At 61.7% G+C, this 12,033-nt stretch carries 8 protein-coding genes and 1 pseudogene (1 of these 9 cut by a window edge); 4 read left to right on the top strand and 5 right to left on the bottom strand.

The genetic code is table 11. The features are described from left to right. From C3F36_RS09820 to C3F36_RS09800, 5 genes are all read right to left on the bottom strand, one after another. Complete coding sequence (locus tag C3F36_RS09820; RefSeq protein ID WP_010672412.1) at positions 1-1,446, bottom strand: ATP-binding protein; 1,446 nt, start codon at positions 1,444-1,446, stop codon at positions 1-3. A 114-nt stretch (positions 1,447-1,560) separates the two neighbouring features. Then, a complete protein-coding gene (locus C3F36_RS09815; protein ID WP_010672413.1) occupies positions 1,561-2,283 on the bottom strand; it encodes a response regulator in 723 nt (240 codons plus the stop codon). 347 nt (positions 2,284-2,630) lie between these two features. Continuing rightward, positions 2,631-3,794, bottom strand: coding sequence for an acetyl-CoA C-acyltransferase FadA (gene fadA / locus C3F36_RS09810; RefSeq protein WP_104454992.1), 1,164 nt, complete (start codon positions 3,792-3,794; stop codon positions 2,631-2,633). A gap of 21 nt (positions 3,795-3,815) precedes the next feature. Then, a complete protein-coding gene (gene fadB / locus C3F36_RS09805) occupies positions 3,816-5,963 on the bottom strand; it encodes a fatty acid oxidation complex subunit alpha FadB (RefSeq protein WP_104454991.1) in 2,148 nt (715 codons plus the stop codon). Between the two features lie 204 nt (positions 5,964-6,167). Further along, positions 6,168-8,105 (bottom strand): acetoacetate--CoA ligase, encoded by a 1,938-nt coding sequence (locus C3F36_RS09800; RefSeq protein WP_104454990.1) that lies wholly within the window; start codon positions 8,103-8,105, stop codon positions 6,168-6,170. A 196-nt stretch (positions 8,106-8,301) separates the two neighbouring features. Here C3F36_RS09800 and pepQ point away from each other — a divergent pair, with 196 nt between their 5' ends. From pepQ to hemG, 4 genes and pseudogenes are all read left to right on the top strand, one after another. After that, complete coding sequence (pepQ, locus tag C3F36_RS09795; RefSeq protein ID WP_043156014.1) at positions 8,302-9,624, top strand: Xaa-Pro dipeptidase; 1,323 nt, start codon at positions 8,302-8,304, stop codon at positions 9,622-9,624. After that, positions 9,624-10,241 carry a YigZ family protein gene (locus C3F36_RS09790; RefSeq protein WP_104454989.1) on the top strand — a complete coding sequence of 206 codons (618 nt, stop codon included), beginning with the start codon at positions 9,624-9,626 and terminating at the stop codon, positions 10,239-10,241. The genes pepQ and C3F36_RS09790 overlap by 1 nt, the downstream gene beginning before the upstream one ends. Before the next feature lie 36 nt (positions 10,242-10,277). Then, a pseudogene (locus C3F36_RS09785) lies at positions 10,278-11,734 on the top strand (TrkH family potassium uptake protein). Between the two features lie 7 nt (positions 11,735-11,741). Beyond that, positions 11,742-12,033: the 5' portion of a menaquinone-dependent protoporphyrinogen IX dehydrogenase gene (gene hemG, locus C3F36_RS09780; RefSeq protein WP_029313439.1), read on the top strand. The gene runs 233 nt beyond the window's last position; only the first 292 of its 525 coding nucleotides appear in the window; it begins with the start codon at positions 11,742-11,744; its stop codon lies beyond the right edge, outside the window.

Below are 12,033 nucleotides of genomic sequence, written 5' to 3'. Positions count from 1 at the left end.
TTACTGCCTTGGTAGGGAGAGGGTGGCCTGCAGGCCGCCCTGGGGGCGATTTTCCAGCACCAGGTCGCCGCCGTGGGCGTGGGCTATGTTGCGGGCGATGCCAAGGCCCAGCCCGGTGCCAGCGGCATCGGTGCTGAGGCGGTAGTAGGGCTCGAAGATGCGCTCGAACTGATCGTCCGGCAGACCGGGCCCCTCGTCCATGATGAAGAGGATCAGCATTTCCTCGTCATCCATGATGATGATGCGCACCTTCTGGCCGTACTTGATGCCGTTGTCCACCAGGTTGCCGATGCAGCGCTTGAGGGCCAGCAGCTTGCCGCGATAGGGCCACTTGCAGTGGCCCTCGATGGTGAGCAGATCCTCGTGCAGGTTCATGGCCTCCGCCATCTGCTCCAGCAGGGCGTTGACGTCGATCTGCTCGAGGTTCTCGTGAATGTCCGTCTCTTTGACCGTCTGCAGCGCCCCTTTGACCATCAGCTCCAGCTCGTCCAGGTCCTTGTTGAACTTGGCGATCTGCACCTCGTCGTCCAGCAGTTCGACCCGCAGTCGCAGCCGGGTGATGGGGGTCTTGAGGTCGTGGGAGATGGAGCTGAAGAGGCGCTCCCGATCGTCGATGAAGCGGCGAATGCGCTGCTGCATGATGTTGAAGGCGCGGGTCGCCGCCACGATTTCGGAGGCACCCTCCTCTTTGAGGGACGGCTGGTCGATGTCCTTGCCGAGGTTGACCGCTGCCTTGGCGAGGCGACGCAGGGGGCGGGTCTGCCAGCGCACCAGCATGAAGGTGAAGAAGCAGAGGAAGACCGTCATCAGGGCGATGAAACGCACCTGGTTGCTCGGCATCACGGTGTCATCCAGCGTCATGTAGGGGGCGGGCAGCAGGGCCGCCAGATAGAGCCACTCCCCCGGTTCTATCTCGATCTGGGTCACCAGCACCGGCGGATTGATAGGCTCCAGGGACAGGGTGTAGCGGGCCCAGGAGGAGGGGAGATCCGCCAGCAGGGTGTCGTTGTTGAAGACGTGCAGCTCCTCGGGGCGGGAGAAGTCCACCTTGATCGCCATGGCGTCGGAGAGCTTGCGGCTGAGCACCTCCTGCACCTCTTTGAGCACCAGCGTCTTGCGCTCGCTGTCGGGGATGGCGCTGATGTGGATCTCTTCCTCGTTCAGGGAGACGAAGAAGCGGCTGCCCCCCATGTTGCGCAGCTGATCCAGGGCGATGTGGCGGTATTGCAGGGGCAGGGACTTGAAGAAGTTGACGGTGGAAGCCGCCGACAGCGCCAGGTTGCGGGTGGTGCTGAGCATGCCCTCCAGCTCCCGCTTCTGGATCTGCTGCATCCAGATGCCGGTGAGGATGGTCTGGGAGAGCAGGATGGCGAGCAGCAACAGCAGCAGCATCCGCGACAGCAGGGAGCGGGGCACCAGGGCCCGCCAGAACTTCTGCCCCGTCATGGCAGCGTGTGTCTCTTGTCGATCAGCATGGGGTGCTTACCTCTGTGCCTTGCCCGTTGCCCCGTGATGGGTCTCTCTTCTGCCCGTTCAAGGTCTCGCCGTAGCATCTGTCTGTTACGGGATCTCGTGGACTTCGGCGATCAGCATGTAGCCGCTGCCGCGAATGGTCTTGATGATGCGCGGGCTCTTGCCGTTGTCCCCGAGCTTCTGGCGCAGGCGGCTGATCTGCACATCGATGCCGCGCTCCATGGGCAGGCTCTCGCGACCGCGGGTGGCGTCCGAGATGGTATCCCGGTCCAGGACCACGCCGGGCTGCTGCAGGAACATGCCGAGCAGCAGGGCATCGCTGCCGGAGAGATCCAGCAGGCTGCCATCTTCGTGGGTCAGCTGGTGGCTCAGGGTGTCCAGGGTCCACTCGGCGAAGCGCAGCCGACGGCTCGGCTCCTTTTCTTTCTCCGGCTGGCGGAATTCGGCGCGGCGCAGCAGCGCCTTGATGCGGGCCTGCAGTTCGCGCGGGCTGAACGGCTTGGCGATGTAGTCGTCGGCGCCAAGTTCCAGCCCAATCACCCGGTCAGCCTCGTCGGAGGCGGCGGTCAGCATGATGATGGGTACCTGGGAGTCGCGGCGGATCTGCTGGCAGAGGGTAAAGCCGTCGTCGCCGGGCATCATGATGTCCAGAATGATGAGGTCCGGGCTGTGCTGGGCCAGTTGTTGGCGCATCTCGTTCCCTTCGGCCGCGGTCAGTACCTCGAAACCAGCCCGGGTCAGGTACTCGTTGAGCAGCTCGCGGATCTCCCGATCGTCGTCGACGATAAGCAGTTGTTTGCTCGTTGACATATGTATGTGCATCCACCCATTTTTTTGTGCAGATTGAACCTGTCGGGGGAGCAAAAAGCAAGCAAGCCCCCCCTCTAATGTGAAGTTATGGGCAATATAGCCTCAGGATTGGCCCCGATCGCGGGAAAAGAATAAAAAAGGCCGACCCAAACGGGCCGGCCAACACGCAGATTCCGACGGCAGGAGCGCACCCCGTGTGGCGCGTTCCACAGACTCGACAGCAGGGTCGGCAGGCCGACCCGGTATTCGTGATGGGGCCGCTGTGCCGGGAAGCAGGGCCGCCTTCTGTCTGTTGTTGCCGCCCCCAGGCGGCGTCCCTGATCGGCGAGCGGTCAGGGGAGATTCACTTACACCCGCTCGAACACGGTTGCGATGCCCTGACCCAGGCCGATGCACATGGTGGCGACTCCCAGGGTGGCGTCCTTCTCTTCCATCAGGTTGATCAGGGTGGTGGAGATGCGGGCACCGGAGCAGCCGAGCGGGTGACCCAGGGCGATGGCGCCACCGTTGAGGTTCACCTTCTCATCCACCAGGTCTTGCAGACCCAGATCCTTCACACAGGGGAGGGACTGGGCTGCAAATGCCTCGTTCAGCTCGAAGAGGTCGATGTCGCCGACGGTCAGCCCGGCTCGCTTGAGCGCTTTCTGGGTGGCCGGCACCGGGCCGTAACCCATGATGGCGGCGTCACAGCCGGCAATAGCCATGGCACGCACCCTGGCGCGGGGCGTGAGGCCGAGGGCCTTGGCACGGTCCGCACTCATCACCAGCATGGCGGCGGCGCCATCGGACAGGGCCGAGGAGCTGCCGGCGGTGACGGTACCGTTGACCGGGTCGAACACCGGGCGCAGCTGGCTCAGCGTATCGACCGTGGTCTCGGGGCGGATCACCTCGTCATAGTCGTAGAAGAAGCGGGCGCCGCTGGCGTCATGGCCTTCCAGCCCAACGATCTCCCTGGCGAAACGCCCTTCCACGGTGGCGGCGTGAGCACGGCGGTGGGAGCGGGCGGCAAACTCGTCCTGCTGCGATCGGCTGATGCCGTGCAGCTTGCCGAGCATCTCGGCGGTCAGCCCCATCATGCCGGAGGCTTTCGCCACCGACTTGGCCATGCCGGGGTGGAAGTCGACGCCGTGGCTCATGGGCACGTGACCCATGTGCTCGACGCCGCCGATGATGAAGATGTCGCCGTCACCCACCTGAATGGCGCGGGAGGCGTCGTGCAGCGCCTGCATGCTGGAGCCGCACAGGCGGTTGACGGTGACCGCCCCCACCTGCTTCGGAATACCGGCCAGCAGCGCGGCGTTGCGGGCGATGTTGAAGCCCTGCTCCAGGGTCTGCTGCACGCAGCCCCAGTAGATATCCTCGATCTCGTTCGGGTCGAGGTTGGGGTTGCGCAGCAGGATGGATTTCATCAGGTGCGCGGACAGATCTTCTGCACGCACGTTGCGGAAGGCGCCGCCCTTGGACCGGCCCATCGGGGTCCGGATACAGTCGACAATGACTACGTCTTTCATGAATGGATCTCCTTTCCGCAATCAGTAGAAGGTTTTGCCCTGGGCTGCCATCTCGCGTAAGCGGTCGCTGACGCGGTAGAGCGGGCCCAAATCGGCATACTGGTCGGCCATGGCCACGTAGCGATCCAGACCAATGGTGTCCAGATAGCGGAACACGCCGCCGCGGAAGGGAGGGAAGCCCAGACCGTAGACCAGCGCGATGTCGGCTTCGGCTGGTGTGGCGACAATGCCCTCTTCCAGACAGAGCACCACCTCGTTGATCATCGGGATCATCATGCGGGCGATGATGGCGTCCTTGTCGAAATCCTGTTTCGGCTTGGCAATGGGTGCCAGCAGCTCGTAGCTGGCGGCGTCGGCCACCTTCTTCGGCTTGCCCTTCTTGTCCTGCTCGTAGGCGTAGAAGCCCTTGCCATTCTTCTGACCGAAGCGGTTCACTTCGTACATCACGTCGATGGCGGTACGGCCTTCCTTGCTCATGCGTGCCGGGAAGCCCTGCGCCATCACCTCACCGGCATGGTGGCCGGTGTCGATGCCGACCACATCCAGCAGGTAGGCGGGGCCCATCGGCCAGCCAAACTCTTTCTCCATCACCTTGTCGACGGCCGCGAAGTCGGCACCATCGGCGACCAGCTTGTTGAAGCCGAAGAAGTAGGGGAACAGCACGCGGTTGACGAAGAAGCCCGGGCAGTCGTTGACCACCACCGGGGACTTGCCCATGGCGGCGGCATAGGCCACCACGCGGTTGATGGTTTCATCGGAGGTCTGCTCGCCGCGGATGATCTCCACCAGTGGCATGCGGTGCACCGGGTTGAAGAAGTGCATGCCGCAGAAGTTCTGCGGGCGCTTCAGCCCCTTGGCCAGCAGAGAGATGGGAATGGTGGAGGTGTTGCTGGCGAGCACGGCGTCTTCGCCGATGAGCCCTTCCACTTCGCCCAATACGGCGGCTTTCACCTTGGGATTCTCGACCACGGCTTCGACCACCACATCCACATGCTTGACGTTGTCATAGCTGAGGGTCGGGGTGATGGCGGAGAGCACCTGACCCATCTTGATGCCGTCGATGCGACCGCGCTCGAGCTGGCCGTTGAGCAGCTTGGTGGCCTCATGCATGCCAAGTGCCAGCGCCTTCTCGTTGATGTCCTTCATCACCGCCGGGATGCCTTTGCTGGCAGACTGGTAGGCGATGCCGCCCCCCATGATGCCGGCACCCAGCACGGCGGCATGGCCGGTGGCCTTGTTTGCCTGCTTGGCGGCCTTCTTGGCCAGCGCCTTGATGTGTTGATCGTTCAAGAAGATACCGACCAGCGCCTTGGCCACGTCGGTTTTCGCCAGCTTGATGAAGGTGGCGGCCTCGGCGGCCAGCGCTTCGTCACGGCCCATGCCGGCGGCGGCTTCCACCGTCTTCACGGCGGCCATGGGGGCCGGATAGTGTTTGCCCGCCACGGCGGCAACCATGCCGGCGGCGGTGGTGAAGCTCATCATGGCTTCCAGTTTGGAGAGGCGCAGCGGCGCTTTCTTGGCGGCACGGCGGCCCTGCCAGTCCAGCTTGCCCTTGACCGCGTCCTTGATCATCTGCACGGCGGCGCTGTGCAGCGCGTCCGGGGCGACCACGGCATCGATGGCACCCACCTTGAGGGCGTCATCGGCACGGTAATCCTTGCCGGTGGTGATCCACTCCAGTGCGTTGTCGGCACCGATCACCCGCGGCAGACGGACGGTGCCGCCAAAGCCCGGCATGATGCCGAGCTTGGTCTCGGGCAGGCCGATTTTGGCTGTGGTATCAGCCAGGCGGAAATCGGTGGAGAGTATCGTCTCGCAGCCGCCACCCAGGGCGTGACCCTTGATGGCAGAGAGGGTCGGCACCGGCAGATCTTCGATGGCGTTGAAGATGTCGTTGGCCTTTTTCAGCCAGCCGAGCAGGTCTTCTTGCGGCAGATCGAACAGTTCCAGGAATTCGGTGATGTCGGCGCCGACGATGAAAGCGTCTTTGCCGGAGGTGAGGATCAGACCCTTCAAATCGGCTTGTTGCTGTAATGCGGCGATCGCTTCGCTCAGGGAGAGCAGGGTAGCGCGATCCAGCTTGTTGACTGAACCCGGGGCATCGAACCTCAGCTCGGCAATGCCGTCTTCGAGGTAGCTGACCGTCAGGGTTTCGCCTTGGTAGATCATGAGAGTGTCTCCTTGTTCCCACTCTGTGGGGAATGGTGCTCCTTTATCCCCAGCAGGGGGCGAGGCTCACTATTGATCCAAAAGGAGACATTTTCAACACCTATTTAAAACATTTGTTTAACAGTTATCGAGTAAAAGCTCTTCATCACAAAACGGGCAAAAAAGAGGCGCCTTGCGGCGCCTCCGATGGAGATGAGCGTGGTATCAGCTAGCCAGTTCCGGCCGGTTGCGATACTGGTTCAAGACCTCGGGATCGGCGAGGGCGTGGGTGTTGTTGACGGGGCGGTTGTGCACCACTTCCCGCACCGCCAGCTCCACTATCTTGCCGGACTTGGTGCGGGGGATGGCATCCACCTGCAGGATGCGGGCAGGAACATGACGGGCGGTGCAGTGTCGCTTGATCTGCTGGCAAATCCGCTCACGCAGCCCGTCGTCCAGCTTGCAACCCGCCTTGAGCTTGACGAACAGCACCACCCGCTCGTCCTGTTTCCATTGCTGGCCGATGACGATGCTCTCTTCCACCTCATCGAGTTGTTCCACATAGCGGTAGATCTCGCTGGTGCCGATGCGCACGCCGCCCGGGTTGAGGGTCGCGTCGGAGCGGCCGTAGAACAGAATGCCGCCGGTCGGGGTCAGCTCGATCCAGTCCCCGTGGCACCAGATGTTGTCGAACCGCTCGAAGTAGGCGGCGTGGTATTTGTCGCCGTTCTCGTCACCCCAGAAGTAGATGGGCTGGGCCGGGAAAGGCTTGGTGCAGACCAACTCGCCCTTTTCCCCCAGCACCGGCTGGCCCGCCTCGTTGAATACCTGCACCGCGAGACCAAGGCCGCGCCCCTGGCTCTCGCCGCGATAGACGGGGCTCAAGGGGTTGCCGATGACGAAGCAGGAGCAGATGTCGGTGCCGCCAGAGATGGAGCTGAGCTGCACATCCTGCTTTATCTGCTGGTAAACGTAGTCAAACCCCTCCGGCGACAGCACGGATCCGGTGCTGCAGATGAGGCGCAAGGCAGGCAGGTCGTGGGTATTGATGGGGGCATAACCCTGTTTGTGCAGCGCATCGAGATACTTGGCCGAGGTACCGAACAGGGCGACCTCTTCGTCTCGTGCGAGATCCCATAACACGTTGCCATCCGGGTAGAAGGGGGAACCATCGTAGAGCACCAGGGTGGCGCCGGAGGCGAGGGCGCTCACCAGCCAGTTCCACATCATCCAGCCACAGGTGGTGAAGTAGAAGATGCGCTCCCCCGGCTTGATGTCGCAGTGTAACTGGTGCTCTTTCAGGTGTTGCAGCAGGGTGCCGCCAATGCCGTGCACGATGCACTTGGGTTTGCCGGTGGTGCCGGAGGAGTAGAGGATATAGAGCGGGTCATTGAAAGCCATGGGCTCGAAGGCGAGCTGGGTGTCATGCTGGCTTGCCAGCAATTGCTGCCAGTTGTGACCAAGCTGCAGCGGGTTGCCGAGCAGAGGGATCATCACCGTCTGCTCTATGCTGTCGAGCTGACCGACGACGCTGGCCACCTTGTCCTGAATGTCGATGGCCTTGCCGCCGTAGCGGTAGCCATCCACCGCGAACAGCACCCTGGGACGGGTCTGGCCGAAGCGCTCCACCACGCTGGCCTCGCCAAAATCGGGACTGGTGGAGGTCCAGATCGCGCCGAGGCTGGTGGTTGCCAGCATGGCTACCACGGTTTCCGGGATATTGGGCAGGTAGGCTGCGACCACATCACCCCGGCCTATGCCCTGGCTGCGAAGCCACTGGGCCAGGCGGGCGACCTGATCTGCCAGCTCATGCCAGCTCAGGGTCCGGCTTGGACCCCCTTCGATGCGGGAGATGATGGCCGGGCTCTCATCCTGACGGCGCAGCAGGTTCTCGGCGAAGTTGAGCTGGCTGTCGGGGAACCAGCGGGCGCGCTGCATATCCTGGCGGTTCTCCGCCACAATGTTGCCAAGCTCGCCCTTGACGCCGCAGTGCTGCCACACTAGGGGCCAGAAGCGGGTGGTCTTCTCCACCGACCATTGATACAGGTCGGCATAGCTGCGCAGTTGCAGACCATGGAAGTGATTGACCTCGGCCATGAACTGGTGGAGGTTGGAGTGCTGCATCCTGTCCTGATCCGGTGTCCACAGACAAAGGGTTTGCATGAGTCGTTCCTGACGGCTGATATCTACTGTCTGTGGGCAGTGTATTGAATTGTTCTTTGTTTGTTAATTGTCTGTTTTATCTTCATAACAAAAAGCCTGTAACCTATGCGTTACCTCACGAAGCGAAAGCCGGGTGGCTCGAGCCTTGATTCGCTTGATGTTATGCTGAAGTCACATTCGCCCGGAGCAGGACGCCATGAGCAGTTACAGCCAACTTTTTGCCCAGCATCTCGACACCCTTCAGCAGCGTACCCGCGACATCCTGCAACAACAGGGTCTTGGCGGTCTCGCTATCCACTCCGGCCAGACTCATCGTATCTTCCTCGATGACCAGGATTATCCCTTCAAGGTGAATCCCCAGTTCAAGGCCTGGCTGCCGGTGCTGGACAACCCTCACTGCTGGTTGCTGGTGGATGGCGTGAGCAAGCCGGTGCTGCTGTTCTACCGGCCGGTGGACTTCTGGCACAAGGTGGCGGAGTTGCCCAACGCTTTCTGGGTCGACTTCTTCGACATTCGCTTCCTGACTCGCCCGGAGCAGGTTGCCGATCACCTGCCGGCCAACAAGCAGGAGTGGGCCTATCTGGGCGGCCATCTGGAAGTGGCCGAGCTGCTGGGACTGGGTCAGCCCAATCCGGAGGCGGTCCTCAACTACCTGCACTACCACCGTGCCTACAAGACGCCCTATGAGCTGGAATGTCTTCGCGATGCCAACCGCATCGGCGTGCGCGGCCACATCGCGGCCAAGGACTCCTTCATGGCGGGGGCGAGCGAGTTCGAGATCAACCTAGCCTACATGAAGGCGGTCGGACAGGGGGCCAATGAGGCGCCCTACGGCAACATTGTTGCCATCAACCGCAATGCGGCCATCCTGCACTACACCCATCTCTCCACCCAGCGGGTGCCGGATGCGGAGCGTTACTCCTTCCTCATCGATGCCGGTGTGGACGTGCACGGTTATGCCTCCGACATTACCCGGACCTGGGCCTGGCGCCGCGGTGAGTTCGCCGATCTGATCGCAGCGCTGGATGCACAGCAACAGGAGATCGTCGACGAGATCAAGCCGGGCCGCCGCTACAGCGAGCTGCACCTGCAGATGCACCACAGGCTGGCGCGCCTGCTGCAAGCCACCGAACTGGTAGACATGTCGGTGGACGAGATGATCCACACCGGGGTGACCAATGTCTTCTTCCCCCACGGTCTCGGCCACTTCCTCGGCCTGCAGGTACACGATGTCGGCGGCTTCATGCAGGATGAGCGCGGCACCCACCTGGCGGCCCCCGAGCAGTTCCCTTATCTGCGCTGCACCCGGGTGATGGAAGTGGGCCAGGTGTTCACCATAGAGCCGGGTCTCTACTTCATCGACAGCCTGCTGGAGCCGCTGCGCCAGGGTGAGCAGGGCAAGCGGGTCAACTGGAACAAGGTGGAGGCGCTGCGTCCCTATGGTGGCATTCGCATCGAGGACAACGTGGTGCTGCATGCCAACGGGGTGGAGAACCTGACCAGACAAGCAGGGCTCTGATGGCGACGGATTACCCCATACCGGCAGCCCCACTGGAGGTGAGCGAAGAGATCAAGAAGAGCCGCTTCATTACCTACATCGCCCACACTCCGACCGTCGAGGCCGCCAAGGCCTGGATAGACGAGATCAAACAGCAACACCCGGGAGCCCGGCATCACTGCTGGGCTTTTGTCGCCGGCGCCCCGCAAGACAGCCAGGTTTATGGTTTCAGTGATGATGGCGAACCCTCGGGCACAGCGGGCAAACCCATGCTGGCCCAGTTGATGGGGGCCGGTCTTGGTGAAGTCGCCGCCGTGGTGGTGCGCTATTACGGTGGCGTGCTGCTGGGGACCGGTGGCCTGGTCAAGGCCTATGGCGGTGGTGTGGGGGCAGCACTCAAGCAACTTGAAACCTGTATCAAGCGTCAGCTGACCTCCTCCGTGATCCAGTGTGACTACACCGACATGGGGGCCGTGGAGTCCCTCATCTCTGCCCATCAAGGGCAGTTGCTGATGGCCGATTATGGTGCCAGCGTCACCCTTCAGGTAGCGTGGGAGTCTGCGCTCTGGGCCCGTATCGCACAGGAATTGACCGACCGGACCCAGGGTCGGGTATCCCTTCGTCCCTTAGATGGCTAGAATCCATCGCTCTTTTAGTCTGAAGAGGGAGCCGGAATGCAGATTCTGAGCATCATTCGTATCGTCGGTCTGCTGGTTGCCCTGTTCAGCTCGACCATGCTGCTGCCCGCGATGGTCGCTTTTGGGTATCGTGATGGCGGTGGTACCGAGTTCGTCAACTCCTTCGTCATTGCCCTCCTGCTCGGCCTCCTGCTCTGGTTCCCCAACCGGCACCAGAAAAAGGAACTCAGGTCCAAGGAAGGCTTCCTCATCGTGGTGCTGTTCTGGGTGGTGCTGGGGAGCGTGGGTGCCGTCCCCTTCATCATCAGCGACACGCCTGACATGTCGGTCTCGGAGGCATTTTTCGAGTCGTTTTCCGGCCTGACCACCACGGGTGCAACGGTGCTGACCGGGCTGGACAATCTGCCCAAGGCGTTTCTGTTCTATCGCCAGCTGCTGCAATGGCTTGGTGGCATGGGGATCATCGTGCTGGCGGTGGCCGTGCTACCACTGCTGGGTATCGGGGGCATGCAGCTCTATCGCGCCGAGATCCCGGGGCCCGTCAAGGATAACAAGGTGACCCCGCGCATCGCCGAGACGGCCAAGGCGCTCTGGTTCATCTATCTGCTGCTGACCTCCCTCTGTGCTCTCGCGTACTGGATGGCGGGGATGACGTTGTTCGATGCCATCTGCCACTCCTTCTCCACCTTGTCGGTTGGGGGGTTCTCGACCCACGACGCCAGCATCGGATTCTTCGACAGCCCGGCCATCAACCTGATCACAGTGGTGTTCCTGTTGCTGGCGAGCGTCAACTTCGCGCTGCACTTCATGGTGTTTGCCCATAAGCCGGTGCGCGTGAGCAGCTATCTGCGGGACTCGGAGCTCAAAGTGTTTCTGAGCATCCAATGTGTGCTGGTGCTGATCTGTTTCGTCTCTCTGCTGTTCCACGGTCATTACGCCACCTGGCAGGAGGCGCTCAACCATGGTCTGTTCCAGGCGGTGTCGCTGGGCACGACCACCGGCTACAGCACGACCAGCTATGCGGAGTGGCCCTCCTTTCTGCCCATGCTGTTGATGTTCTCCGCCTTCATCGGCTGTTGTGCTGGCAGTACCGGGGGGGCATCAAGGTGATGCGCTTCATGATCCTGTTCCTGCAGGGGATGCGTGAACTCAAACGGCTGGTGCATCCGCGGGCCATCTACACCTTGAAGCTGGGACGCCGCGCCGTACCGGAACGGATCGTGGAAGCGGTCTGGGGCTACTTTGCCACCTACATCATCCTGTTCTTCATCTTTATGCTGTTGCTGCTGATGACGGGGCTGAACGAAGTGACGGCCTTCTCCGCCGTGGCTGCGGCATTCACCAACGTGGGGCCGGGTCTGGGGGAGGTGTCGGCCAATTTCGGCAATATCTCGGCCACAGCACAGTGGATATTAATCGTGGCCATGTTGTTTGGTCGATTGGAAATCTTCACACTTCTGGTACTGTTTACTCCTGCATTCTGGCGTAGTTGAGGTTGGTATGGACAAGATTTTGGTGCTTTATTCTTCCCGGGACGGGCAAACGCGGAAAATCGTGGATGTCATGCTGGAGGAAATATCAGGATGCGAAGTGGTGATGCACGACCTGCACACCCTGCCCATGTGCAACCTCAGCAAGTATGCCAAGGTGTTGATTGGCGCTTCCATTCGCTATGGTAACTTCCACCCCAGCCTGCTTAGCTTCATACACGCACATCATGAACAGTTGGAAGTAGCCAATGCGGCGTTCTTCTGCGTGAACCTGACGGCACGCAAGCCCGAGAAGCAGACGC

The sequence above is a fragment of the Aeromonas sp. ASNIH2 genome (genome assembly GCF_002934795.1).
Taxonomy (GTDB): domain Bacteria; phylum Pseudomonadota; class Gammaproteobacteria; order Enterobacterales; family Aeromonadaceae; genus Aeromonas; species Aeromonas caviae.
Note: the sequence above shows the minus strand (reverse complement) of the source record. Positions and strands in the feature narration are given on the sequence as shown.

Coding starts and splice junctions, on each gene's coding strand:
- fadA (WP_104454992.1), bottom strand. CDS start 3,794: ATGAAAGACGTAGTCATTGTCGACTGTATCCGGACCCCGATGGGCCGG.
- fadB (WP_104454991.1), bottom strand. CDS start 5,963: ATGATCTACCAAGGCGAAACCCTGACGGTCAGCTACCTCGAAGACGGC.
- C3F36_RS09815 (WP_010672413.1), bottom strand. CDS start 2,283: ATGTCAACGAGCAAACAACTGCTTATCGTCGACGACGATCGGGAGATC.
- C3F36_RS09790 (WP_104454989.1), top strand. CDS start 9,624: ATGGCGACGGATTACCCCATACCGGCAGCCCCACTGGAGGTGAGCGAA.
- C3F36_RS09820 (WP_010672412.1), bottom strand. CDS start 1,446: ATGACGGGGCAGAAGTTCTGGCGGGCCCTGGTGCCCCGCTCCCTGCTG.
- C3F36_RS09800 (WP_104454990.1), bottom strand. CDS start 8,105: ATGCAAACCCTTTGTCTGTGGACACCGGATCAGGACAGGATGCAGCAC.
- pepQ (WP_043156014.1), top strand. CDS start 8,302: ATGAGCAGTTACAGCCAACTTTTTGCCCAGCATCTCGACACCCTTCAG.